This window comes from Kitasatospora sp. NPDC087315 (assembly GCF_044744345.1).
In the GTDB taxonomy this organism is placed as follows: domain Bacteria; phylum Actinomycetota; class Actinomycetes; order Streptomycetales; family Streptomycetaceae; genus Kitasatospora.
Genome location: NZ_JBIUYD010000037.1, coordinates 42,007 through 66,887, shown reverse-complemented (window position 1 = coordinate 66,887; position 24,881 = coordinate 42,007). Strand labels below are relative to the sequence as shown.

The window sequence follows — 24,881 nt, the reverse complement described above, 5'->3', positions numbered from 1 at the left end:
CGCCCGCTCCCGGACCTCACTGGGGTATGGCTTCCTCATAACGGACTCGATCCTTCCAAGAGAACGAGTCTCGGTCAAACCCGCAGCGGTTCAGTCGAACTTCAGCGGACGACCGCCGCGTGAGCCGAGCTTCTTGCGGTTGCGGGCGTGGTCGGCCTTGTCCGGGATGGTGCAGCGGCTTCCTCTTCAGCAGTTGCCGGCGGTTGGCGAGGTACGCGACTCGCTCGGGGTGCCGGGACTGAAGGGTGCTGGAGACAGGGAGAGACCCCACCACATCGGGGAGAGGCGGTGGGGTCCCGGGTGGGGCGCGCTCAGGGCGCAGCATCAGATGGTGCCGAAGTCGCCCGACTTGACGCCCGCGACGAACGCGGCGAACGCGTCGGCGGGGAAGACGAGCGCGGGGCCTTCGGGGTCCTTGGAGTCACGGACGGGGACGACGCCGGAGAAGTGGGGGGCCACCTCGACACAGTTGCCGCCGTTGTTGCTGTGCCGCGACTTCACCCACCGAGCGTCGGTCAGATCGATGTGTGTCATTCAAGTCCCTTTCTCACCGCGCGGATCATGGTGAGTGAGGCCACCTTCGACAGTGACTCCACCTGTAGTTGGTCGTAGTCTCTCTTCCACGCTGCGACCGCTCAAGATGGCCCCTGCCTGGGATTCGGCGTATCCGACGACCGTGTGGATGGCCGGTGGCGACTTCCTCTTCAGCAGTTGCCGGCGGTTGGCGAGGTACGCGACTCGCTCGGGGTGCCGGGACCGAAGGGTGCTGGAGACAGGGAGAGACCCCACCACATCGGGGAGAGGCGGTGGGGTCTCGGGTGGGGCGCGCTCAAGGCGCAGCATCAGATGGTGCCAAAGTCGCCCGACTTGACGCCCGCGACGAACGCGGCGAACGCGTCGGCGGGGAAGACGAGCGCGGGGCCTTCGGGGTCCTTGGAGTCACGGACGGGGACGACGCCGGAGAAGTGGGGGGCCACCTCGACGCAGTTGCCGCCGTTCTGACTGTGCGAGGACTTGAACCACTGGGCGTTTGGCAGCTTTACGGGATCGGTCATGTCAGGTCCTTCCAAGCAGCGCGGATCATGTCGAGGGACGCCACGTCGGACCGGGCTCCCACCTGTAGCCGATCGTAGTCCCTCGCCCAATTCCTCACGGTGTCTGTTTCCCGCGTCAGAAAGCCGCGTTCCTGGGATTCCGTGTACCCGACCATGGCCCGGTCTTGCATGGTCAGCAGGACGACCGGCAGCGCAAAGGGCCGCCGCTCACCCATGGAGAACGGCGCAACCTGGACAAGCATCCTTCCGGCGGCGGTGAGCTGCGCCAGGTGGTCGAGCTGTTCGCTCATGACCTGCGTACCCCCCACGAAACGACGTAGGCAGCTCTCGTCAAGTACGGCGTACACCAGCGGTGCCGTCGGCTTGCTGAGTCGCTGTTGCCGTGTCAGCAGATAGGACACCCGTTCCTCGGCCTGGGTGTCCGTGATCGTCCCGCGCTTCACATCAGCAGCGGCCAGGGCCTCGGCGTAGGCCTTGGTCTGGAACAGGCCCGGAATGACATCAAGCTCGAACATGCGTAGCTCGGCCGCTTTGGCCTCGTACGCCGCGTACTCGGGGAACCCCTCAAGTAGTGAGCTGTGCTTGAGATTCCACCACATCAGTTCAAGCGTTCCCCCAGTCGCCAGCTTCTCATCTGCACGGACCGCAAAGTCGAATGTAGGAGTGCGCATCGCCCGTTCGATGCACGAAACGAAGGAGTTGGAGAATCGAATCCGCTCGCCGAGCTCAGCCTGTGTGAGCCCGTGCGCCTCCCTTGACCTGCGAAGTTGGACGCCGAAAGCCGCGAGAGGAGATGCCGTTGGGTCAAGTGTCGTACGGCGCATGTCGATCAGGCTTTCGGTTCCGAGTCCTACACGGACCAAGTGTCGAGTCCAACAGCTTCCGATCGTAGCGCCGAATGCCGATCCTGGTAACGGAGCGACTACGGAAAGGAGCGGTCATGGGCGCAACCGGATCGGGCGACTCCCTGCTCTCCCGCATGGTTGGGAAGCAGCGAAGAGCGGCCCGCAAGGCGTGTGCGGAGATGCGCGAGGCCACGGAAGAAGCCGGATGTCGGCTTCCATCACTGGGCCTTGACGCCCCGTCGGGCATCACCGGTGAAGTGCTGGTGGACATGGGGCGGGCTGCCCCGGACGTCATCACGCGCCTCGCGGAGGTCATCCGGGTGGGCGCGGCGGCCCTCGCCGCCGAGGCGCCAGACGGCCCCGACAGTCCCGACAGCCCCGAGGGAATGGTGACGCACCTCTGGGCGCCGCGTGTCGGTGACCTGGTGGTGGACATCTCGGCCGGGCTGGTCGGTGAGTTCTGCGGCGAGGACGGCGACCGGTGGCGACTCGCCCCGCTGGCCGGCGGGGACGAGTGGACGGCCGATCCCGTCACCGTGCGGTTCACGACCCCGGCGGACCGCGCACGGGGCGGCCCGATCCCCTACGCGGCCACCTGTAACCAGCCGAGGGCGGGATAGTGACCAGATCCGCCAAGGTGACTCGCTTCGGCGACTGGCTACTGCGCGAGGACACCGGACCCGACATCGACCCGCCGGCCTACCTCATGGTGTGCAAGTCCGAGGACGAGGACGGCGCCCCGTGCGGGAAAGACTCCGGTGAGGTCAACTCCTTTGCCGAGTCCACCGAGTGGACTCGCAAGCACGGGTGGGCGCACCCCGACCACCGGTCCTTCCGCCTGCTGGCCGACGTGCCGATGGTGATCGTTCCCGAGGTGGAGCCGCTCTGATAGGGCGGCCCCCGTTTCTCCCGTCCCGGGCGTTCTTCCGTTCCGCCCGGGGCGGGGCACCGATCCCGGCACGCGGTGGCGCGCCGGGCAGCTCCGGGGCTTGATCACGCCCCGTGAGCCCCGCCCCGGTCGTTTCGCGCCGACCGGGGCGGGAACCCAAGACCCCCGCCCCGGTGCTGTCATGGCCGACTTCCCCGGGGCGGGCACCAGCCGCCGGCCACCTGTGCAGGGCCGGGCGGAGCACAACCCCCGCCCCGGTGGCGTGACTTCGGATCCACGGACGACCGGGGCGGGGGCTTCTACGAGGAAAGGCGCCATGGCAAACGGGCCCGACACGAGTCCGGTTCAGTCGCAGATCATCGCGGCCACCGCGGACATGATCCTCGGCTCGTCCGACGACGACGATCTGCTTCCGGGCGCCGGGGGATGTCACTGCCTCCACCGGGCCGCCGGGGGCTGTGTCACGGACCTGCGCCCGGTGCTCCACACCATCCTGACCGTCTTCGGACGCACGGGTCTGGTGATCAGGATCAGACGGATCTACGACCCCGTGTCCCAGGTTCTCCGGCGCACGGAAATCCGTCTCCGGGCGGTCGCCCCGGACACCGGACGGCCGACCGAATGGATCGCCGAGTGCGCCCGCACGGCGCGGGCCGAAGGGGCCGCACATGCCGTTCGCTGAACTGGAGTGGAGCCTGCCCGGCGGGGAGCGGTTCCCCGTGGCGTTCCGGATACCGGGCGAGCCGGCCCCGACCACGGCGCCCCGCCACTACCACCTGTTCCACAGCCATGCGGAGGAGCCCGTCGCCGGAGGGTACCGACTGGTCAGGGCGGCGGCATGGCGGTTGGACACCACCGTGCGGACCGCAGAACGGGCCGTCGAGTGGCTGGTGGCTGCCTGGGTGCGGGCCGGACGGCCGCACCCGGTACCGCCGATACCTTCGGCCGTGCGCACGCACCGCGCGCTGGTGTCCCTGGCAGCCGGCGTCGACATCGAGTGGGCCGGGTGGGTGCCCGGCGACCGGGGGCCCTACGTCCGGCTGGTGGCCGCGTGCTGTAGCCGTACGGGAATCCACCCCCCGGCACCGCCCCCGTTCTGACCCCGAGCCCCGGATCGGCGGCACCGTGCGACCGCCGGTCCGGGTGGCTCCGGGAGCACGCACCTGGCGGTGTCAGCCCGGGGCTCTGTACTGCTCAGCCCTCGGCGGGCTTCAGCGTCAGGGAGATGCTGTTGATGCAGTAGCGCTGGTCGGTCGGCGTGCCGTAGCCCTCGCCCTCGAAGACATGGCCCAGGTGGCCGCCGCAGCGGGCGCAGCGGACCTCCACCCGGCGCATGCCCAGCGAGGTGTCCTGGATGTACTGGACCCGGTCCTCGGCGAGCGGAGCGTAGTAGGACGGCCAGCCGCAGTGGCTGTCGAACTTGGTCTCGGAACTGAACAGCTCGGCGCCGCAGGCGCGGCAGCTGTAGACGCCCACCGTCTTGGTGTCGGTGTACTCACCGGTGAACGGGCGCTCGGTGCCGGCCTCGCGGAGCACGTGGTACTCCTCGGGGCTGAGCTGGGCGCGCCAGTCGGCGTCGGTTTTCTCGATCTCGTAGCTCATGTCGGCGGACTCCCGGTCGGGGCGGACTCAGACGTTGGTGGCAACGCTCGCGAGGTGCTCAAGGCCCTTCTCCAATTGTTCCAGGATGGCCGGCCCCAGGTTGGTGACATCGCCCGCGCCCATGGTGAGCAGCAGGTCGCCCGGGCGGGCCAGGCCGGCCAGCAGCGCGGGGGCGGCGTCGAAGGAGTGCTCGGCGGTGACCTCGGCACCGGCGCGGCGGGCCGCGTCGATGATCAGCTCACTGGTGACGCCGGGGACCGGGTCCTCGCGGGCCGGGTAGATGTCGAGCACCACCGAGGCGTCGGCGAGGGCGAGCGCCTGGCCCATCTCCTCGGAGAGCTGCTGGGTGCGGCTGAACAGGTGCGGCTGGAACACCACCAGGACCCGGCCGGCCCCGTCCAGGCCCTCGCGGATCGCCTCCAGGTCGGCGGTCATCTCGGTCGGGTGGTGGGCGTAGGAGTCGATCACCTGGACCCCGCCCGCCTCGCCCTTGAGCTGGAGCCGGCGGCGCACCCCGGTGTAGGCGCCGAGCGCCTTGGCGAGGTCGGTGGCCGGGACGCCGAGCGCGACCCCGGCGGCCAGCGCGGAGACCGCGTTGTGGGCGTAGTGCCGGCCGGGCACCGAGACGGTGAAGGCCAGCTCCGCGCCGTCCAGCAGCACGGTGACCTCGCTGGTCATGCCCCGGGCGACCACCGACAGGACCCGCACGTCGGCGTCCTCGGCGGCACCGACGGTGACCACGTTCAGGCCCTCGCGGCCGGCCACCCGGGAGGTCAGCTCGCGGGCGCCGTCGTGGTCGGCGGAGACCACCAGCGTCCCGCCGGGGGTGATCCGGCCGACGAAGGTCTCGAAGGACTCGTAGATCTCTTCGATCGAGGCGTAGTTGGCGTGGTGGTCCAGCTCCACGTTGAGCACGATCGCCACCTCGGGCGCGTACTTGTGGAAGCTGCGGTCGCTCTCGTCGGCCTCGGCGACGAAGATCTCGCCGCCGCCGTGGTGGGCGTTGGAGCCCGGCGCGTCGAGGTCGCCGCCGATCGCGTAGGACGGGTCCAGACCGAGCTCGCCGAGGGCGACGGCGAGCATGCTGGTGGTGGTGGTCTTGCCGTGGGTGCCGGCCACGGCCAGCGCCCGGCGGCCGCCCATCAGCGCGGCGAGGGCGTCGGAGCGGTGCACCACCGGGATGCCGCGCTCGCGGGCCACGGCCAGCTCCGGGTTGTCGGCGCGGATGGCGCTGGAGACGACGACACTGCTGGTGCCGGCCGGCACGTGCTCGGCGGCGTGGCCGATCCGCACGGTGGCACCGAGGGCGCGCAGCGCGTGGACGGTCTCCGACTCCTTGGAGTCGCTGCCGGAGACGCTGGCGCCGCGGACCGCGAGGATCTTCGCCAGGCCGGACATCCCGGCGCCGCCGATACCGATGAAGTGCGGGGCGTGCAGATCGTGCGCGGCGTCGTTCAAGGCGGGACTCCGTACGGGCGGGGGCGGGACGGTGGAGGTGCGGACGATGTGCGAATCGTCCTCGCGGACGGGCCGCAAGGACGATTCTGCACCACCGGCGACGGGCTCCTCGCCCGCCTCCGGCCGGGAGCCACCCCGCCCGGGGGCGGGCGGGGAGCGACGGTCAGGAGTCGCTGGCGAACAGCCGCAGGACCGGGACACCCACCTTGTGCCGGGCCTGGGAGGCCCAGTCACGGTGGAAGAACTCCTCCACGAAGTGCGGCGAGGTGAGCACCACGACCTCGTCGGCCCGGTGCTCCTCGACCACCGCCCGCAGCCGCTCCAGCGGCTTCTCCTCGACCAGCTCGCCGACCGCCTCGGCACCGGCCCGGCGCAGGTGGCGCAGGCTGTGTTCGAGCGACTCGCCGGCCACCGTCGGCCCGCTCTCGGACTCGTCGTGCTCGTGCGCCAGCCTGTCGAGGTGGCCGAGGGCGACGTCGTCCAGCGCCCGCAGCAGCTCGTCCTGCTTGCCGCGGGGCTGCATCAGCACCACGAAGGACACCTTCTCCTCGCTGTGGAGCGTGGTGACCAGCTCCACATCGGCGTCCGAGAGCGCCTTTTCGATCATCAGTACCGTCTTGAACACGTGAGTCCCTTCCCATGGCCGGCCCCCGGGCTCCGGCGTCGCATCCCATACTGCCCGGCGGAAGCTTTCCGCACGCTGCTCACCCGGCACACGGGCCACGCGGGCGGAAACGCCGATGGGAGCAGGATCACCATCCGGAGGTCACGGGGTCGGCGGACGCAGGTAGCGAGTGAAGAGGAATCCTTTCTGCTCGATCAGTGAGACCAGCCTCATCCGCTGCACGTCAGGCATCCGCGCATGGTGGATGATGCGCGGCGCGTCGCCGGCCGTGATCAGCGGCGCCAGCGACAGGCACAGCTCGTCCAGCAGGCCGGCGGCGGCCAGCTGTCCCAGCAGCCGGGGGCCGCCCTCGCTCAGCAGCCGGGTCCAGCCCCGGTCGGCCAGCGCCGCCACCGCCGCCCGCAGGTCCACCGAGCCCTTCCCGGCCACCACCACGTCCGCCACCCCGGCGACCGCGCGCAGGTCCGCCGCCGGCGCGTCCTCGGTGGTGATCACCACCGTCCGCACCAGCGGCTCGGTGAACAGCGGTGCCGTCAGGTCCAGCGCCAGCGAGCGGCTGACGATCGCGATCGCCGGCGCCGGGGCCTGCCCGGCCGCCCGGCGCGCCGCGGCGAAGTCGGCGCGGGCCCGGGCCGGCCGGTACCCCTCGGCGCGGACCGTCTCGGCGCCCACCAGCACCACGTCCGACAGGGCCCGCAGCACCCCGAAGATCCGCTTGTCGGCGTCCCCGGAGAGCCCCTCGGAGAGCCCGTCCAGCCGGGCCCCGCCGTCGAGACCGGCCACCATGTTGGCGCGCAGCCACGGGCGGCCCCGGTTCACCTGGTCGGGGTACGCGTACACGGCGGCGAGCGACTCCAGCGAGGCCGGGTCGGCGAACGGCTCGCTCAGCGGGCTGATCAACTGTTGCATGTCAACCAGTCTCGTTGCATGTCAACCCGGGTTCCACCCCCGGCCGGCACCGAAGGTCCCGCCCTGACCGCTCCACGACCAGGCGTACCCTCTACTAACGTGCCCGCAGCCCCACACCCCGACGCCGCGACCGAGTCCATAGCGACCGTGAGCGCGGCCGGCGCCCCCGTCGCGCTCACCGACCGCCGCCCCGTCGTCCCCGCCGAGCGCCTGGTCGCCGAGATGGTCCCCCCGCCGCGCTTCTCCGACGTCAGCTTCGGGACGTACCTCCCGGACCCGAACCAGCCCAGCCAGTACGAGGCCGTCCAGGTCCTGGAGCAGTTCGCCGGCGCGCTCAACAGCGGAAACGGTTCCGCCCCGAAACGCGGCTGGTTCCGCCGCACCGCCCCCGCGCCCACCGGCCCGGCCGGCGTCTACCTGGACGGCGGCTACGGCGTCGGCAAGACCCACCTGCTCGCCTCGCTCTGGCACGCCGCCCCCGGCCCCAAGGCCTTCGGCACCTTCGTCGAGCTGACCAACCTGGTCGGCGCCCTCGGCTTCCAGCAGGCCGTGCAGACCCTCTCCGGCCACCGGCTGCTCTGCATCGACGAGTTCGAGCTGGACGACCCGGGCGACACCGTCCTGGTCTCCACCCTGCTCGGCCGCCTGGTGGCGAACGGCGTCAAGCTCTGCGCCACCTCCAACACCCTGCCCGAGAAGCTCGGCGAGGGCCGCTTCGCCGCCGCCGACTTCCTGCGCGAGATCCAGGGCCTGTCCGCGCACTTCCGCCCGATGCGGATCGACGGCCAGGACTACCGCCACCGCGGTCTGCCGGACGCCCCGCCGCCCTACCCGGACGAGACCGTGGACGCCGTCGCCGCCCGCACCCCGGGTGCCTCCCTGGACGACTTCGGCGCCCTGCTCGGCCACCTCTCCGCCGTCCACCCCAGCCGCTACGGCGCGCTGCTGGACGACGTGAGGGCGGTCTGCCTGCGCGGTGTCCGGCAGGTCGACGACCAGTCCACCGCGCTGCGCCTGGTCGTCCTCGCCGACCGGATGTACGACCGCGAGCTGCCCATCACCGCCTCCGGCATCCCCTTCGACCAGGTGTTCCCCGAGGAGATGCTGCGCGGCGGCTACCGGAAGAAGTACCTGCGGGCGATCTCCCGCCTGGTCGCCCTCGCCCGGGACAGCGCCCGGGGCGGGACGGAGTAGTCCCCGCTTGTCACTGGTGGGTCGTACGGTGGACCCGTGCGACCCATCACGAGCATTGAGCGGTCAGAGGCGCCCTTCGAGGTCGTCAGTCCCTACCAGCCCAGCGGTGACCAGCCCGCGGCGATCGCCGAGCTGGAGCGCCGGGTCAGGGGCGGGGAGAAGGACGTCGTCCTGCTCGGCGCCACCGGCACCGGCAAGTCGGCCACCACAGCCTGGATGATCGAGAAGCTGCAGCGCCCCACCCTGGTGATGGCGCCGAACAAGACCCTGGCCGCCCAGCTGGCCAACGAGTTCCGCGAGCTGCTGCCGAACAACGCGGTCGAGTACTTCGTCTCGTACTACGACTACTACCAGCCCGAGGCGTACGTCCCGCAGACGGACACCTACATCGAGAAGGACTCCTCGATCAACGAGGAGGTCGAGCGGCTGCGCCACTCCGCGACCAACTCGCTGCTCACCCGCCGGGACGTGATCGTGGTCGCCTCCGTCTCCTGCATCTACGGCCTCGGCACCCCGCAGGAGTACGTCGACCGGATGGTCCGGCTGAAGGTCGGCGAGGAGATCGACCGCGACGTCCTGCTCCGCCGCTTCGTCGACATCCAGTACACCCGCAACGACCTCGCCTTCACCCGCGGCACCTTCCGGGTCCGCGGCGACACCATCGAGATCTTCCCGGTCTACGAGGAACTCGCCGTGCGGATCGAGATGTTCGGCGACGAGATCGAGGCGCTGTACACCCTGCACCCGCTCACCGGCGAGATCATCAGCCAGGACGACTCCGTCCACGTCTTCCCCGCCTCGCACTACGTGGCCGGCCCGGAGCGGATGGAGCTGGCGGTCAACGGCATCGAGCGGGAACTGGCCGGGACGCTGGCCAGGCTGGAGAAGCAGGGCAAGCTGCTGGAGGCCCAGCGGCTGCGCATGCGCACCACCTACGACATCGAGATGCTCCGCCAGATCGGCACCTGCTCCGGCGTGGAGAACTACTCGATGCACTTCGACGGCCGTGAGCCCGGCTCGCCGCCGAACACCCTGCTCGACTACTTCCCGGAGGACTTCCTCCTGGTCATCGACGAGTCGCACGTCACCGTCCCGCAGATCGGCGCGATGTACGAGGGCGACGCCTCGCGCAAGCGCACCCTGGTCGAGCACGGCTTCCGGCTGCCCTCCGCGATGGACAACCGCCCGCTGAAGTGGGAGGAGTTCCTGGAGCGGATCGACCAGACGGTCTACCTCTCGGCGACCCCGGGCCCGTACGAGCTGTCCCGCGGCGACGGCCAGGTCGAGCAGATCATCCGCCCGACCGGCCTGATCGACCCCGAGGTGATCGTCAAGCCGACCGAGGGCCAGATCGACGACCTGGTGCACGAGGTCCGCAAGCGGGTCGAGCGGGACGAGCGCGTCCTGGTCACCACCCTCACCAAGAAGATGGCCGAGGACCTCACCGACTACATGCTCGGCCTGGACATCCGGGTCCGGTACCTGCACAGCGACGTCGACACGCTGCGCCGGGTGGAACTGCTGCGCGAGCTGCGGGCCGGGCGGTACGACGTGCTGGTCGGCATCAACCTGCTCCGCGAGGGCCTGGACCTGCCCGAGGTCTCCCTGGTGGCGATCCTGGACGCGGACAAGGAGGGCTTCCTGCGCTCCGGCACCTCGCTGATCCAGACCATCGGGCGCGCCGCCCGTAACGTCTCCGGCCAGGTCCACATGTACGCGGACCGGATCACCCCCTCGATGGAGAAGGCCATCGACGAGACCAACCGCCGCCGGGCCGTGCAGCAGGCGTACAACACCGAGCACGGGATCGACCCGCAGCCGCTGCGGAAGAAGATCGGCGACATCCTGGACACCCTCTCCCGCGAGGACGTGGACACCGAGGAGCTGCTCTCCACCGGTTACCGGGGATCGGGCGGCAAGGGCAAGGCCCCGGTGCCGGCGCTGGGCGCGGACCGCAAGCCGGCCAAGAGCATGCCGGCCGCCGAGCTGGCCGAGCTGATCCAGTCGATGACCGACCGGATGCACACCGCCGCCGCGGACCTCCAGTTCGAGGTCGCGGCCCGGCTGCGGGACGAGGTCAAGGAGCTGAAGAAGGAGCTGCGGCAGATGCGCGAGGCGGGTATCGCGTAGGGGCTGCCCGGGCACGTCCGCGGCGCTCACCCCGGGCCGGCCGGGATCCGTCACCGGTCAAGCCCGGAGGTGTCTCAGCCCTGCCACAAAGGGGTAGACGTTGACCGATGCGCCCGGGGGGCGGCACCGCAGGCCCTAGGCTGGCCTGCGGTGCCGCCCCGGGCGGGCGGTGCGCATCAGGGGGCCTCAGCCGGGGGACGGCAACGGGGTGTTCCACCGTGGAGCCGGCGCGGCGAGCGGCCGCGTGGCTCGGGCAGAGAGGACAACGCCGTGTCGGTGAACCTTGCCAAGGGGCAGCAGGTCAGCCTGCAGAAGGGCGCGGGCGAGTCGCTGACGGTCGTCCGGATGGGGCTGGGGTGGCAGGCCGCACCCAAGCGCGGCCTGTTCGGCAGCCGGACCAGGCAGATCGACCTGGACGCCTCGGCCCTGCTGTACGCCGAGCGGACCCCGTCCGACGTGGTCTTCTTCCAGCACCTGGAGAGCACCGACGGCTCGGTGCGGCACACCGGGGACAATCTGGCCGGCGGGGCCGGCGCGGGGGGCGACGACGAGTCCATCCTGGTCGACCTGGCGCATGTACCGGCGCACATCACCCAGGTGGTGTTCACGGTCAGCTCGTACACCGGGCAGACCTTCGCCGAGGTGCGGAACGCGCACTGCCGGCTGGTGGACGACTCCACCGGGGTGGAGCTGGCCCGGTACGAGCTGGCCGGCGGCGGCCCGCACACCGGGCAGATCATGGCGAAGGTGTTCCGCGAACCGGCCGGCGGCTGGGGGATGCTGGCGATCGGCGCACCGGCCCGCGGCCGGACCTTCCAGGACCTGCTGCCGGCGATCGAGCCCTTCCTGTAGGCCCCGGTCTGTAGGCCCCGACCGAGAGGGTTCTTTACCTTCTTTACCTTCCTTTGGCCTTCCTGTTACTCTCGATGGCAGCGGAGGGGAGTATTCCCCCGCAGCTGTCCCGTCATCACGGGTGCCCCGAGCGGCGCCCCGGGGCGCTGGTCCGTGCGGCGCCCCGGAGCGGGCCCGGCGGGCGGAAGAGACCTCCGGCAGTGACGATGTCTGTCTCGCCTACCTGCCGGAGGAGCAGTAGTGGACGTTTCCGTAGCCATGTGGGTCTCAACGATCGGTGTGTTGATCGCACTGATCGTGGCCGACTTCTTCATCGGAGGGCGCAAGCCGCACGAGGTCTCCATCAAGGAGGCCGGTATCTGGACCGCGGTCTGGGTCGTGCTGGCGCTGATCTTCGGCGGGTTCCTCTGGTGGCACTCCGGCTCGACGCCGGCCGGTGAGTTCTTCGCCGGTTACATCACCGAGAAGTCGCTCAGTGTCGACAACCTCTTCGTGTTCATCCTGATCATGGGCAAGTTCGCGGTGCCCAAGATCTACCAGCAGCGTGTGCTGATGTTCGGTGTGATCATCGCGCTGGTGCTGCGCGCGGGCTTCATCGCCGGCGGCGCCGCCCTGGTCTCCACCTTCTCCTGGGTCTTCTACTTCTTCGGCGCGTTCCTGGTCTGGACGGCCTGGAAGCTCATCAAGGAGGCCCGCGCCGAGGAGGCCGACGAGGAGTTCGAGGAGAACCGCCTGCTCAAGTCCATCGAGCGGCGCTTCCCGTCGACCGACGTCTACCACGGCACCAAGCTGTTCATCCAGGAGAACGGCCGTCGGCTGATGACGCCGATGCTGATCGTCATGCTGGCGATCGGCACCACCGACGTCCTGTTCGCGCTGGACTCGATCCCCGCGATCTTCGGTCTCACCCAGGACCCGTACATCGTCTTCACCGCCAACGCCTTCGCCCTGATGGGTCTGCGGCAGCTGTACTTCCTGATCGGCGGGCTGCTGAAGAAGCTGGTCCACCTCTCGTACGGGCTGTCGGTGATCCTCGGCTTCATCGGCGTGAAGCTGGTGCTGCACGCGCTGCACGAGAGCGGTGTGCACGTGCCGGAGATCAGCATCCCGGTCTCGCTGGGCGTCATCGTGGTGGTGCTGGCCGTCACGACCGTGACCAGCCTGATCGCCGCGAAGAAGCAGGACCGCAGCGGCGACCACCCGGAGAAGATCGACGCCTGATCCACCGGCCCCGGCCGGACGAGCACGGCGGACCCGCGACCGAGCAGTGGTCGCGGGTCCGCCGCCTTTCCGCTTCCGGGAGCCCGTCGGGCCGGGGGGCTACCAGCCGCGCTCGCGCCACTCCTGGAGGTGCGGGCGCTCGGCACCGAGGGTGGTGTCGTTGCCGTGGCCGGGGTAGACCCAGGCCTCGTCGGGCAGGACGTCGAAGATCTTCTCGTTGACGTCCCGGAACAGGCTCTCGAAGGCTGCCGCGTCGCCCCAGGTGTTGCCGACGCCGCCCGGGAAGAGGCAGTCGCCGGTGAACACGTGCGGGTGGCCCTGCGGGTCGTCGTAGACCAGCACGATCGCGCCGGGGGTGTGGCCGACCAGGTGCCGGACGGTCAGCTCGACCTGGCCGACCCGGACCGTCCCGCCGTCCTCCAGCAGCACTTGGGTCGGCACGTCGATGCCCTCGGCGTCGTACCGCCCGGCGGCGGTCCGGGCGCCGGTGGCCGCGACCACCTCGGCCAGTGCGCCCCAGTGGTCGTGGTGCCGGTGCGTGGTGACGACGGTGGCCAGGCTCTCGCCCACCGACTCCAGCAGCACCGGCGCCTCGGCGGCCGCGTCGATCAGCAACTGCTCGTCGGTGGCCCGGCAGCGCAGCAGGTAGGCGTTGTTGTCGTACGGGCCGACGGCCACCTTGGTGATGATCAGATGGGCCAGCTCGCGCACGTCCGGCGGTCCGCCGACCTTCACCGCTCCGTGGTACGTCATCCGTCCGCTCCTCGTCGTGTCGGGTCCGCCGGGCACCTCGCCCGGCCGAGTCGTCGCTGCTGCCAGCATGGTCGGCCGACCGCCCGGTGTCAGCCCAGGGGCGGGAGCGACGGCAGCGCGGTGCGGGCGTCGGCGAGCTGGACGCCGCCCCGGTGGACCTGGAGGCCGTCGCCGTCCGAGCGGCCGGCGAGCCAGGCGGCCAGCGCCCGCACCGGGCCCTCGGCGGTCAGCCCGGGTGCGTCCGGGGCCGCGCCGATCCGGGCCCGGTCCTCGGTGTCGTCGGCGATCAGCTCGACCGGGGGCAGTTCCGCGCTGTCGGCCAGCCGTGCGGCCAGGCGATGGAATTCGGCCACCGCGAAGGACTCCGGCCAGTGCGCGGGGGTGTGACCGGCGTCCAGGTCGACGTGGTGGTACTCGAGCTCCATCAGCCGCTTCCAGGGGATCTCCGCGGCCTCGAAGGTGTAGCCGGCCCGGTGGCGCACCTCGGCCGACCAGGCCTCGGCGGGCAGCTCCGCGGCCGCGGCGGCGAACCGCTCGGCGGACTCGCGCAGGTCGGCGAGCTGCGCGTCCAGCGGGCGCGGCGCGCCCTCCTCGATGCCCTGGTCGCGGGCCTCGGCGCTGGCGTACTGGGGGATGTCGGTGCCGGTCCGGGCCCCGTTCAGCAGGTTGACCAGGGAGTCGGCGTTGCGGGCGAGGTGGGCCAGCACATGCCCCCTGGTCCAGCCGGGCAGGGCCGAGGGCTCGGCGACCGCCTCGGGCTTCAGGCCGGCCACGGTGTGCAGCAGCCGCCCGGTGCTCTCGGCGGCCAGACGCAGCCGCTCGGCGGCCGTGGCTGCGGGGGTGGTGGCGGTGGCGGCTGCGGAGCCGGCGGTGTCGGTCTGCGGGTCGGTCATCGGTCGGGCCCTCCGATCGGCTGGTTCTCGGCGTTGCCCGCGCGGGGCTCCGCTCGTTGACCAGCCGACGCTACCGCTGATCCCGGCCCTGAGCAGGAGCTTTTTCGGACTGGGTGCGGACGCGCCAGGTCACGACCGCACTCGTTCGGGTGAACTCCACTGGACATGGTCGAGAATCGAACGCATGAGCTATAGGCTGGCTGCCGCATCCTGGAAGAAGTACACATCTCACCGCAAGCCATCTCGCCCCGGAGAAAGGCGCCAGAAGCAGTGGCCGACCGCCTCATCGTCCGCGGTGCTCGCGAGCACAATCTGAAGAACGTCTCGCTCGACCTGCCCCGCGACTCCCTCATCGTCTTCACGGGCCTCTCCGGCTCCGGCAAGTCCTCGCTCGCCTTCGACACGATCTTCGCCGAGGGCCAGCGCCGCTACGTGGAGTCGTTGTCCTCCTACGCCCGTCAGTTCCTCGGGCAGATGGACAAGCCCGACGTCGACTTCATCGAAGGCCTCTCCCCGGCCGTCTCGATCGACCAGAAGTCCACCAACCGCAACCCCCGTTCCACCGTCGGCACCATCACCGAGGTGTACGACTACCTGCGCCTGCTGTTCGCCCGGATCGGCAAGCCGCACTGCCCGCACTGCGCCCGCCCGATCGCCAAGCAGTCCCCGCAGGCCATCGTCGACAAGGTGCTGGAGCTCACCGAGGGCACCCGGTTCCAGGTGCTCAGCCCGGTGGTCCGCGAGCGCAAGGGCGAGTTCGTCGACCTGTTCGCCGACCTCCAGTCCAAGGGCTACGCCCGCGCCCGGGTGGACGGCGCGACGATCCAGCTCGCCGAGCCGCCCAAGCTCAAGAAGCAGGAGAAGCACACCGTCGAGGTGGTCATCGACCGCCTCACCGTCAAGGAGAGCGCCAAGCGCCGGCTCACCGACTCGGTGGAGACGGCCCTGCGGCTCTCCGGCGGCATGGTCGTGCTCGACTTCGTCGACCTCCCGGAGGACGACCCCGAGCGCGAGCGGATGTACTCCGAGCACCTCTACTGCCCGTACGACGACGTGTCGTTCGAGGAGCTGGAGCCGCGCTCGTTCTCCTTCAACTCGCCGTTCGGCGCCTGCCCGGACTGTTCGGGTCTGGGCAACCGGATGGAGGTCGACCCGGAGCTGGTCGTCCCCGACGACGAGAAGTCGCTGGACGAGGGCGCCATCCACCCCTGGTCCGGCGGCCACACCAAGGAGTACTTCCAGCGCCTGATCGACGCGCTCGCCGGCGAGCTGGGCTTCCGCACCGACATCCCCTGGGCCGGGCTGCCGGCCCGCGCCAAGAAGGCGCTGCTGTACGGGCACAAGCACCAGGTCGAGGTGCGCTACCGCAACCGCTACGGGCGCGACCGGTCCTACACCACGGGCTTCGAGGGCGCGGTCCCGTTCATCCAGCGCCGGCACACCGAGGCGGAGAGCGACAGCAGCCGCGAGCGCTTCGAGGGCTACATGCGCGAGGTGCCCTGCCCGACCTGCGAGGGCACCCGGCTCAAGCCGGTGGTGCTGGCCGTCACCGTCGAGGGCCGCTCCATCGCGGACGTCTCGGCGATGTCGATCAGCGACTGCTCGGACTTCCTCGGCGCGATGAAGCTCAACGCCCGGGACAAGCAGATCGCCGAGCGCGTCCTCAAGGAGGTCAACGAGCGGCTGCGGTTCCTGGTCGACGTCGGCCTGGACTACCTCTCGCTCAACCGGGCGGCCGGCACCCTCTCCGGCGGCGAGGCCCAGCGCATCCGGCTCGCCACCCAGATCGGCTCCGGCCTGGTCGGGGTGCTCTACGTGCTGGACGAGCCGTCCATCGGCCTGCACCAGCGCGACAACCACCGCCTGATCGAGACCCTGGTCCGGCTGCGGGACATCGGCAACACCCTGATCGTCGTCGAGCACGACGAGGACACCATCAAGATGGCCGACTGGGTGGTCGACATCGGCCCGGGCGCCGGCGAGCACGGCGGCAAGGTGGTGCACTCCGGCTCGCTGAAGCAGCTGCTCACCAACAAGGAGTCGCTGACCGGCCAGTACCTCGCCGGCAAGCGCTCCATCCCGATCCCGGCCGGCCGCCGCGAGCGGGACAGGAAGCGCCAGCTGACGGTGCACGGCGCCCGCGAGCACAACCTCAAGGACGTCACGGTCGGTTTCCCGCTCGGGACGTTCACCGCGATCACCGGGGTCTCCGGCTCGGGCAAGTCCACCCTGGTCAACGACATCCTCTACACCCACCTCGCCCGGGAGCTGAACGGCGCCCGCAGCGTGCCGGGGCGGCACACCCGGATCACCGGCACCGACCTGGTGGACAAGGTGGTGCACGTCGACCAGTCGCCGATCGGCCGGACGCCGCGCTCCAACCCGGCCACCTACACCGGCGTGTTCGACCACGTCCGGCGGCTCTTCGCGGAGACCCAGGAGGCCAAGGTCCGCGGCTACCTGCCCGGCCGGTTCTCCTTCAACGTCAAGGGCGGCCGCTGCGAGAACTGCTCGGGCGACGGCACCATCAAGATCGAGATGAACTTCCTGCCGGACGTCTACGTGCCGTGCGAGGTCTGCCACGGTGCCCGGTACAACCGGGAGACGCTGGAGGTCCACTACAAGGGCAAGTCCATCGCCGAGGTGCTGGACATGCCGATCGAGGAGGCGCTGCACTTCTTCGAGGCCGTCCCGGCGATCGCCCGGCACCTGAGGACGCTCAACGACGTCGGCCTCGGCTACGTCCGGCTCGGCCAGTCCGCGCCGACGCTCTCCGGCGGTGAGGCGCAGCGCGTCAAGCTCGCCTCCGAGCTGCAGAAGCGCTCCACCGGGCGGACGGTCTACGTGCTCGACGAGCCCACCACCGGCCTGCACTTCGAGGACATCAGCAAGCTGATCAAGGTGCTCTCCGGGCTGGTGGAGAAGGGCAACACGGTGATCGTCATCGAGCACAACCTCGATGTGATCAAGACCGCCGACTGGGTCGTCGACATGGGCCCCGAGGGCGGTTCCGGCGGCGGCACCGTGGTTGCCGAGGGCACCCCGGAGCAGATCGCGGCGGTCTCGGAGAGCCACACCGGCAAGTTCCTCCGGGACATCCTCCCGGGCGAGTTCACCGACGCCCCGGTCGCTCCGGTCAAGGCGAGGGCCCCGCGCAAGCGGGCCGCCGCCAAGAAGTAGCGCGCGACATCCCGCCCGGCCGCCCCCGTCGACGGAGGCGGCCGGGTAAGCGCCGCATAGACTTCCGCCGACGCGCGCAGCAGCCGATCCCAGGAGTGAACCACGATGTCAGAGGCCCCCGAGAGCCCCGCCACCTCCCGCCGCACCCTGCTCTGCGGGGCGGCGGCCGTCCTCGCGGCCGGCGGCGGCGCCCTGGCGGTCTCCGGCTGCTCCTCGTCCTCCTCCGACTCCTCAGGTGGCGCCAAGTCCCCGGTGGACGTCGGTCCGGCGGCCGGTGTGCCGGTCGGCGGCGGCACCGTCTACCGCGACAAGAAGATCGTGGTGACCCAGCCGACGGCGGGGGAGTACAAGGCGTTCAGCGCCAAGTGCACCCACGCCGGCTGCATCGTCGACCAGGTCAAGAACCAGCAGATCCAGTGCCCCTGTCACGCCAGCCGGTTCGGCATCACCGACGGCGCGGTGCAGGACGGTCCGGCCCCCACCCCGCTGCCCGCCTACACCGTCGTGGTCGAGGGCGGCAACCTCAAGGTGACCCCGAGCTGAAGCAGTTGATCTCCCCTCCGCAGCCCCGGCCCGACTCGGTACGGTGGACCCATGGCTGACCCGTCCACCTACCGCCCGGCACCGGGTGCGATCCCGACCTCACCGGGTGTCTACAAGTTCCGCGACGCCCACGGGCGGGTCATCTACGTCGGCAAGGCCAAGAGCCTGCGGCCGCGGCTGTCGTCCTACTTCCAGGACCTCGCCGGGCTGCACCCGCGCACCGCGACGATGGTCACCACCGCCGCCTCGGTGGAGTGGACGGTGGTCTCCACCGAGGTCGAGGCGCTCCAGCTGGAGTACTCCTGGATCAAGGAGTTCGACCCCCGGTTCAACGTCAAGTACCGCGACGACAAGAGCTACCCGGAGCTGGCGGTCACCCTCGGCGAGGAGTACCCGCGGGTCCAGGTGATGCGCGGGGCGCACAAGAAGGGCGTGCGCTACTTCGGTCCGTACGGGCACGCCTGGGCGATCCGCGAGACGGTCGACCTGCTGCTGCGCGTCTTCCCCGTCCGGACCTGCTCCAACGGCGTCTTCAAGCGCGCCGGCCAGGTCGGCCGGCCCTGCCTGCTCGGCTACATCGGCAAGTGCGCCGCGCCCTGCGTCGGCAAGGTCTCGGCGGACGAACACCGGGCGCTGGCCGAGGACTTCTGCGACTTCATGGCCGGGCGTACCGGCAACTACCTGCGCCGGCTGGAAGAGCAGATGCGGGAGGCCGCCGAGGATCTGGAGTACGAGAAGGCCGCCCGGCTGCGCGACGACATCGGGGCGCTCAAGCGCGCGATGGAGAAGAACGCGATCGTGCTCGCCGACGCCACCGACGCGGACCTGCTCGCCGTCGCCGAGGACGAACTGGAAGCCGCCGTCCAGATCTTCCACGTCCGCGGCGGCCGGGTCCGCGGCCAGCGCGGCTGGGTCACCGACAAGGTCGAGGACGTGGACACCGCGGGGCTGGTCGAGCACGCCCTCCAGCAGCTCTACGGCGGCGGCAACGAGGCGGTGCCGCGCGAGGTGCTGGTGCCCGCGCTGCCCGAGCCGGCCGAACCGGTCCGGGAGTGGCTGGCCGGTCTGCGGGCCGGCCAGGCGGGCAAGGCGGGCCAGGTGGACCTGCGGGTGCCGCAGCGCGGCGACAAGAAGGACCTGATGGCCACCGTGCAGCGCAACGCCCAGCAGGCGCTGGCGCTGCACAAGACCAAGCGCGCCTCCGACCTCACCACCCGCAGCCGCGCCCTCCAGGAGATCGCCGACGCGCTGGAGCTGGACTCCGTCCCGCTGCGCATCGAGTGCTTCGACATCTCCCACCTCCAGGGCGAGGACGTGGTCGCCTCGATGGTGGTCTTCGAGGACGGCCTGGCCCGCAAGAGCGAGTACCGCCGCTTCCAGATCAAGGGCTTCGAGGGCCAGGACGACGTCCGCTCGATGCACGAGGTGATCAGCCGCCGCTTCCGCCGCTACCTCCAGGAGCGCGAGCAGACCGGCGAGTGGGCCGTCCCCGAGGCCGACGACCCCGGTGCCGAGGCCGGTGCCGTCGACCGGGCGGCCCCGGGCCAGGAGGCCCCCGCAGGACCGGTCGACCCGGAGACCGGCCGCCCGCGCCGCTTCGCCTACCCGCCGCAGCTGCTGGTGGTGGACGGCGGCCAGCCGCAGGTCGCCGCCGCCAGACGCGCCCTGGACGAGCTCGGCATCGACGACATCGCCCTCTGCGGCCTGGCCAAGCGGCTGGAGGAGGTCTGGCTGCCCGGCGAGGACGACCCGGTGGTGCTGCCCCGCAGCAGCGAGGGCCTCTATCTGCTCCAGCGGGTCCGCGACGAGGCGCACCGGTTCGCGATCGGCTACCAGCGCACCAAGCGTTCCAGGCGACTCACCGCCGGAGAACTGGACTCCGTCCCCGGCCTCGGCGAGACTCGCCGCCGGGCGCTGCTCAAGCACTTCGGTTCGCTGAAGAAGCTCCGGGCGGCCACCGTCGACGAACTCTGCGCCGTCCCCGGCATCGGGCGGCGGACCGCGGAGACTGTTGCGGCAGCGTTGTCCTCCCGTACACCGGCGGCACCGGCCGTGAACACCGCGACCGGCGAGATCATCGATGACAGTGCCGACGAGGCCGCCGAGCCGGCGCCCGCCGCAGCCCAGACCGCACCATCCCGGGAGACGCCATGACGGCCGACGCCGACCGTCAGCCCGCGCGCCCCGCGTTCACTCGCCCGAGTGAGCCGGGGAAGCGCGGCCGCGCCACGCGCGTTCTCCTCAGCAGAACCACCGAGAGCGGGGAACCGAAGTGACGATGTCCGACGATGGGGGTACCCCCCGGCCGCCGGCCGCGGGGGAGAACACCCCGGAGCTAGTGATCATCTCAGGTATGTCCGGAGCCGGCCGCTCCACCGCGGCCAAGTGCCTGGAGGATCTGGGCTGGTTCGTGGTCGACAACCTGCCGCCCGCCCTGATCCCGACCATGGTCGACCTCGGCGCCCGTTCCCAGGGCAACGTCGCCCGGATCGGCGCCGTGGTGGACGTCCGTGGCCGCCAGTTCTTCGACGACCTGCTCACCTCGCTGGACGAGCTGGAGAAGCGCGGCGTCCGGCTCAGCGTGGTCTTCCTGGACTCCTCCGACGACGCGCTGGTCCGCCGGTTCGAGAGCGTGCGCCGCCCGCACCCGCTCCAGGCCGACGGCCGGATCGTCGACGGCATCGCCCAGGAGCGGGACCTCCTGCGCGAGCTGCGTGGCGAGGCCGATCTGGTGATCGACACCTCCAACCTCAACGTGCACCAGCTGCGCGCCAAGCTCGACGCCCAGTTCGCCGACCACGACGAGCCCGAACTGCGCGCCACCGTGATGTCCTTCGGCTTCAAGTACGGCCTGCCGGTCGACGCCGACCTGGTGGTGGACTGCCGCTTCCTCCCCAACCCGCACTGGGTGCCCGAGCTGCGGGCCCGGACGGGCACTGACGCGGACGTCGCCGACTACGTCTTCCAGCAGCCCGGCGCCAACGAATTCCTCAACGGCTACGCCGAACTGCTGAGGATCGTCACCGAGGGGTACCGACGCGAGGGGAAGCGCTACATGACCCTTGCCGTAGGCTGCACCGGTGGCAAGCACCGCAGCGTCGCGATGTCCGAGCGCCTGACGAAGCGTCTCATCGCCGATGGTGTCGAGACGGTGCTCGTCCACCGTGACATGGGACGGGAGTAGCCGCCGCGCCCCTGCCGGCCCGCCGGCGGAGACCGGCGGCGGGCGAGAGGAACGCGAGGTAGGTGTGACGGGATACGTGCCCGGGCGGCAGTTTCAGAACAAGACCGCCGACCGGACGGGGGGCCCGTCGCGCACCACGGCGCCCAGTCGGCCGCGGACCAGCCCGGCCCGCACCAACCCGGCACCCAGGATCGCCGCCCTCGGCGGCGGCCAGGGCCTGTCCGCCTCGCTCTCCGCGCTGCGCCGGCTCACCACCGACCTCACCGCCGTGGTCACCGTCGCCGACGACGGCGGCTCCAGCGGGCGGCTGCGCGAGGAGCTCGGGGTGCTGCCCCCGGGGGACCTCCGCAAGGCGCTGGCCGCGCTCTGCGGGGACGACGACTGGGGCCGCACCTGGTCCGAGGTGATCCAGCAGCGCTTCACCGGCACCGGCGAGCTGGGCGGCCACGCCGTCGGTAACCTGCTGATCGTCGCGCTCTGGGAGAAGCTCGGGGACCCAGTGGCCGCCCTGGACTGGGTCGCCCGGCTGCTGAACGTCCAGGGCCGGGTGCTGCCGATGTCGGCGGTGCCACTGGACATCGAGGCGGTCGTCCGGGGCCACGACCCGGCGCGCCCGGGCGAGCTGTCCGCCGTGCGCGGCCAGGCCAGCGTCGCGGTGACGCCGGGCACGGTGCAGTCGATCCGGCTGCTGCCGGACGGGCCGCCGGCCGTCCCGGAGGCCGTCACCGCCGTCCGGGAGGCGGACTGGGTGGTGCTCGGCCCCGGCTCCTGGTTCACCAGCGTGCTGCCGCACCTGCTGGTGCCCGAGCTGGCCAAGGCGCTCACCGAGACCCGCGCCCGCCGGCTGCTCACCCTGAACCTGGCCCCGCAGCCCGGCGAGACCGAGGGCTTCACCCCGCAGCGCCACCTGGAGGTCATCGCCGACCACGCCCCCGCCCTCGCGGTGGATGCGATCCTGGTGGACGAGCGCGCCGTCAGCGGGGGCGCCTTCGGTCAGGCGGACCTGGCCGGCCTGGAGAAGGCCGCCGAGCGGATGGGCGCGGCCCTGGTGCTCGACCGGGTCGCCCGCGCCGACGGCACGCCGCGACACGACCCGGAGCTCTTGGCAGCCGCGTACGACCGGATTTTCCGGACACATGGAAGGATCGGGCCATGGCGATGACTCCAGCGGTGAAGGACGAAATCAGCCGGCTCCCGGTCACGAGGGCCTGCTGCCGCAAGGCGGAGGTGTCGGCGATCCTGCGATTCGCGGGCGGGCTCCACATCGTGAGCGGCCGCATCGTGATCGAGGCGGAGCTCGACACCGGCGCGGCGGCACGGCGACTGCGCAAGGACCTGCTGGAGATCTTCGGACACTCCTCGGACCTGGTGGTGATGGCACCCGGCGGCCTGCGGCGCGGCAGCCGCTACGTGGTCCGGGTGGTCAAGGACGGCGAGCTGCTGGCGCGGCAGACCGGCCTGGTGGACGGCCGAGGCCGCCCCATCCGGGGCCTGCCCCCGGCGGTCGTCTCCGGCGCGACCTGTGACGCCGAGGCGGCCTGGCGCGGGGCCTTCCTGGCGCACGGCTCGCTCACCGAGCCGGGCCGGTCCTCCTCGCTGGAGATCACCTGCCCCGGCTCCGAGGCGGCCCTGGCCCTGGTCGGCGCGGCCCGCCGGCTGGGCATCCCGGCCAAGGCCCGCGAGGTGCGCGGGGTGGACCGGGTGGTGATCCGCGACGGTGACGCCATCGGCGCGCTGCTGACCCGCCTGGGCGCCCATGAGTCGGTGCTGGCCTGGGAGGAGCGCCGGATGCGGCGCGAGGTGCGGGCCACCGCCAACCGTCTGGCCAACTTCGACGACGCCAACCTGCGCCGCTCGGCCCGCGCCGCCGTCGCGGCCGGCGCCCGGGTGCAGCGCGCGCTGGAGATCCTGGGCGAGGAGGTCCCCGAGCACCTGGCCGCCGCAGGCCAGCTGAGGATGCAGCACAAGCAGGCCTCGCTGGAGGAGCTGGGCGCCCTGGCCGACCCGCCGCTGACCAAGGACGCGGTGGCCGGCCGGATCCGCCGGCTGCTGGCGATGGCGGACAAGCGCGCCTCCGAGCTCGGCCTGCCCAGCACCGAGGCCAACCTGACCGACGAGATGGCGCTGAACTAGGCCTGGCCGGCCCTGATCCGGCCGGTGAAACCGACGACCGGTGCCCCTGACAGGGGGCACCGGTCGTTTCGCGTTCGAACCGAGGGGACCAAGGGCCCGGCGGGCCTCCGGAGGGCGGGACCAACTGCCCGCAAGGCCAAGGACGGAAGCCCTGCCCGCGCCCTCTTGACACGCCACGCCAAGGGCTCCGGCCCGGCCTGATGTGCCCTCCCAGGCCTTGGAGAGGTAGGGTCATGGGTGGTCGGGGACATCCCAAATTTCACCCCCGTCGGCATAGCTCCGGCGTACCTAACGAGGAGATCGGTTTCGTGACGATCCGGGTAGGCATCAACGGATTCGGCCGCATTGGCCGCAACTTCTTCCGTGCGGTTCAGGCCCAGGGCGCGGACATCGAGATCGTCGGTGTCAACGACCTGACCGACACCAAGACCCTGGCGCACCTGCTCAAGTACGACTCCATCCTGGGCACCTTCCCCGGCGAGGTCTCGCACACCGAGAACAGCATCACCGTCAACGGCAAGACCTTCAAGGTCATCGCCGAGCGTGACCCGGCCAACCTGCCCTGGGGCGAGCTGGGCGTCGACATCGTCATCGAGTCGACCGGTATCTTCACCAAGGCCGAGGCTGCGAAGAAGCACGTCACCGCCGGTGCGAAGAAGGTCATCATCTCGGCGCCCGCCACCGACGAGGACGTCACCATCGTCATGGGCGTCAACGACGAGAAGTACGACGCCGCGAAGCACACCGTCATCTCCAACGCCTCCTGCACCACCAACTGCGTGGCGCCGCTGGCCAAGGTGCTGAACGAGAACTTCGGCATCGTCAAGGGTCTGATGACCACGGTGCACGCGTACACCAACGACCAGGTCACGCTGGACTTCCCGCACAAGGACCTGCGTCGCGCCCGCGCCGCCGCCCTGAACATCATCCCGACCTCCACCGGTGCCGCCAAGGCCACCGCGCTGGTGCTGCCGGAGCTGAAGGGCAAGCTGGACGGCACCTCGCTGCGCGTCCCGGTCCCGACCGGTTCGATCACCGACCTGGTCGTCACCCTGGAGCGCGAGGTCACCGTCGCGGAGGTCAACGAGGCCTTCCAGAAGGCCTCCGAGGGCTCCCTCAAGGGCATCCTGCAGTACACCGAGGACCCGATCGTCTCCTCCGACATCGTGAACTCGCCGTTCTCCACGATCTTCGACTCGCTGATGACCATGGTCCAGGGCAACCAGGTCAAGGTCTTCGGCTGGTACGACAACGAGTGGGGCTACTCGAACCGTCTCGTCAACCTGACCACCCTCGTCGGCGGCCAGCTCTGACGCAGCGGGAGCTGACGTGATGTAGGGGTGAGGGCCCGGACGGCGTGTGCGGCCATCCGGGCCCTCGCTCTGCGCTCCCTCACCCCTCGGCGGCCCGGTGCA

23 protein-coding genes are annotated in these 24,881 nt (G+C 71.0%); 14 read left to right on the top strand and 9 right to left on the bottom strand.

Translation table 11 applies throughout. The features are described 5' to 3' along the window. Nucleotides 1-324: 324 nt before the first annotated feature. The 3 genes from ACIO5D_RS35675 to ACIO5D_RS35665 form a co-directional block, all read right to left on the bottom strand. Nucleotides 325-534, bottom strand: a complete 210-nt coding sequence (locus tag ACIO5D_RS35675; RefSeq protein WP_400653772.1) for a DUF397 domain-containing protein — start codon at nt 532-534, stop codon at nt 325-327. Between the two features lie 308 nt (nt 535-842). Then, nucleotides 843-1,055, bottom strand: a complete 213-nt coding sequence (locus ACIO5D_RS35670; protein WP_400800259.1) for a DUF397 domain-containing protein — start codon at nt 1,053-1,055, stop codon at nt 843-845. Continuing rightward, nucleotides 1,052-1,879: a Scr1 family TA system antitoxin-like transcriptional regulator gene (locus ACIO5D_RS35665; protein ID WP_400800256.1), complete on the bottom strand. Its 828-nt coding sequence runs from the start codon at nt 1,877-1,879 to the stop codon at nt 1,052-1,054. Before ACIO5D_RS35665 ends, ACIO5D_RS35670 begins: the two co-directional genes overlap by 4 nt. A 116-nt stretch (nt 1,880-1,995) precedes the next feature. Here ACIO5D_RS35665 and ACIO5D_RS35660 point away from each other — a divergent pair, with 116 nt between their 5' ends. The 3 genes from ACIO5D_RS35660 to ACIO5D_RS35650 all read left to right on the top strand — a co-directional run bounded on the left by ACIO5D_RS35660 (nt 1,996) and on the right by ACIO5D_RS35650 (nt 3,889). After that, complete coding sequence (locus tag ACIO5D_RS35660; protein WP_400800253.1) at nt 1,996-2,520, top strand: hypothetical protein; 525 nt, start codon at nt 1,996-1,998, stop codon at nt 2,518-2,520. Next, entirely contained in the window at nt 2,520-2,789 is a 270-nt protein-coding gene (locus tag ACIO5D_RS35655) for a hypothetical protein (protein WP_400757865.1), read from the top strand. Before ACIO5D_RS35660 ends, ACIO5D_RS35655 begins: the two co-directional genes overlap by 1 nt. 668 nt (nt 2,790-3,457) lie before the next feature. After that, complete coding sequence (locus ACIO5D_RS35650; RefSeq protein ID WP_363611925.1) at nt 3,458-3,889, top strand: hypothetical protein; 432 nt, start codon at nt 3,458-3,460, stop codon at nt 3,887-3,889. A gap of 94 nt (nt 3,890-3,983) precedes the next feature. Here ACIO5D_RS35650 and msrB read toward each other — a convergent pair whose 3' ends face one another. The 4 genes from msrB to ACIO5D_RS35630 form a co-directional block, all read right to left on the bottom strand. Continuing rightward, nucleotides 3,984-4,391, bottom strand: a complete 408-nt coding sequence (gene msrB, locus ACIO5D_RS35645; RefSeq protein ID WP_363611927.1) for a peptide-methionine (R)-S-oxide reductase MsrB — start codon at nt 4,389-4,391, stop codon at nt 3,984-3,986. 27 nt (nt 4,392-4,418) lie between these two features. Continuing rightward, a complete protein-coding gene (gene murC, locus ACIO5D_RS35640; protein ID WP_400800250.1) occupies nt 4,419-5,849 on the bottom strand; it encodes a UDP-N-acetylmuramate--L-alanine ligase in 1,431 nt (476 codons plus the stop codon). A gap of 163 nt (nt 5,850-6,012) precedes the next feature. Continuing rightward, complete coding sequence (locus tag ACIO5D_RS35635; RefSeq protein WP_363611931.1) at nt 6,013-6,474, bottom strand: indole-3-glycerol phosphate synthase; 462 nt, start codon at nt 6,472-6,474, stop codon at nt 6,013-6,015. A gap of 141 nt (nt 6,475-6,615) precedes the next feature. Then, entirely contained in the window at nt 6,616-7,383 is a 768-nt protein-coding gene (locus ACIO5D_RS35630; protein ID WP_400653779.1) for a pyrimidine reductase family protein, read from the bottom strand. Between the two features lie 138 nt (nt 7,384-7,521). Here ACIO5D_RS35630 and zapE point away from each other — a divergent pair, with 138 nt between their 5' ends. The 4 genes from zapE to ACIO5D_RS35610 all read left to right on the top strand — a co-directional run bounded on the left by zapE (nt 7,522) and on the right by ACIO5D_RS35610 (nt 12,780). Then, the gene (gene zapE / locus ACIO5D_RS35625) at nt 7,522-8,577 is read left to right on the top strand and encodes a cell division protein ZapE (RefSeq protein WP_363612022.1); all 1,056 of its coding nucleotides are present in this window, start codon (nt 7,522-7,524) and stop codon (nt 8,575-8,577) included. 36 nt (nt 8,578-8,613) lie between these two features. Continuing rightward, on the top strand, nt 8,614-10,707 hold the full coding sequence (uvrB, locus tag ACIO5D_RS35620) for an excinuclease ABC subunit UvrB (protein ID WP_400800245.1): 2,094 nt from the start codon (nt 8,614-8,616) through the stop codon (nt 10,705-10,707). Nucleotides 10,708-10,977: 270 nt separating this feature from the next. Further along, nucleotides 10,978-11,559 carry a TerD family protein gene (locus ACIO5D_RS35615; protein ID WP_363611937.1) on the top strand — a complete coding sequence of 194 codons (582 nt, stop codon included), beginning with the start codon at nt 10,978-10,980 and terminating at the stop codon, nt 11,557-11,559. 240 nt (nt 11,560-11,799) lie between these two features. Then, the gene (locus tag ACIO5D_RS35610) at nt 11,800-12,780 is read left to right on the top strand and encodes a TerC family protein (protein WP_363611939.1); all 981 of its coding nucleotides are present in this window, start codon (nt 11,800-11,802) and stop codon (nt 12,778-12,780) included. 99 nt (nt 12,781-12,879) lie between these two features. On the opposite strand, the gene ACIO5D_RS35605 is transcribed toward ACIO5D_RS35610, so the two are convergent. Beyond that, nucleotides 12,880-13,533, bottom strand: a complete 654-nt coding sequence (locus tag ACIO5D_RS35605) for an MBL fold metallo-hydrolase (protein ID WP_363611941.1) — start codon at nt 13,531-13,533, stop codon at nt 12,880-12,882. Between the two features lie 89 nt (nt 13,534-13,622). Beyond that, nucleotides 13,623-14,426 carry a maleylpyruvate isomerase family mycothiol-dependent enzyme gene (locus ACIO5D_RS35600; protein WP_400800242.1) on the bottom strand — a complete coding sequence of 268 codons (804 nt, stop codon included), beginning with the start codon at nt 14,424-14,426 and terminating at the stop codon, nt 13,623-13,625. 270 nt (nt 14,427-14,696) lie between these two features. Between ACIO5D_RS35600 and uvrA the strand changes: the two genes are divergently transcribed. From uvrA to gap, 7 genes are all read left to right on the top strand, one after another. Then, on the top strand, nt 14,697-17,606 hold the full coding sequence (uvrA, locus tag ACIO5D_RS35595) for an excinuclease ABC subunit UvrA (RefSeq protein ID WP_400653781.1): 2,910 nt from the start codon (nt 14,697-14,699) through the stop codon (nt 17,604-17,606). Between the two features lie 105 nt (nt 17,607-17,711). Continuing rightward, entirely contained in the window at nt 17,712-18,149 is a 438-nt protein-coding gene (locus ACIO5D_RS35590) for a Rieske (2Fe-2S) protein (RefSeq protein WP_400757858.1), read from the top strand. Nucleotides 18,150-18,200: 51 nt separating this feature from the next. Continuing rightward, a complete protein-coding gene (uvrC, locus tag ACIO5D_RS35585; protein WP_400653783.1) occupies nt 18,201-20,303 on the top strand; it encodes an excinuclease ABC subunit UvrC in 2,103 nt (700 codons plus the stop codon). Between the two features lie 124 nt (nt 20,304-20,427). Next, nucleotides 20,428-21,333, top strand: a complete 906-nt coding sequence (gene rapZ, locus ACIO5D_RS35580) for an RNase adapter RapZ (RefSeq protein ID WP_363611951.1) — start codon at nt 20,428-20,430, stop codon at nt 21,331-21,333. A 190-nt stretch (nt 21,334-21,523) separates the two neighbouring features. Beyond that, on the top strand, nt 21,524-22,495 hold the full coding sequence (gene yvcK, locus ACIO5D_RS35575) for a uridine diphosphate-N-acetylglucosamine-binding protein YvcK (protein WP_400654037.1): 972 nt from the start codon (nt 21,524-21,526) through the stop codon (nt 22,493-22,495). Further along, nucleotides 22,486-23,466 carry a DNA-binding protein WhiA gene (gene whiA / locus ACIO5D_RS35570; protein ID WP_148642545.1) on the top strand — a complete coding sequence of 327 codons (981 nt, stop codon included), beginning with the start codon at nt 22,486-22,488 and terminating at the stop codon, nt 23,464-23,466. Before yvcK ends, whiA begins: the two co-directional genes overlap by 10 nt. Nucleotides 23,467-23,774: 308 nt before the next feature. Next, nucleotides 23,775-24,779, top strand: coding sequence for a type I glyceraldehyde-3-phosphate dehydrogenase (gene gap, locus ACIO5D_RS35565; protein ID WP_400653786.1), 1,005 nt, complete (start codon nt 23,775-23,777; stop codon nt 24,777-24,779). Nucleotides 24,780-24,881 lie beyond the last annotated feature (102 nt).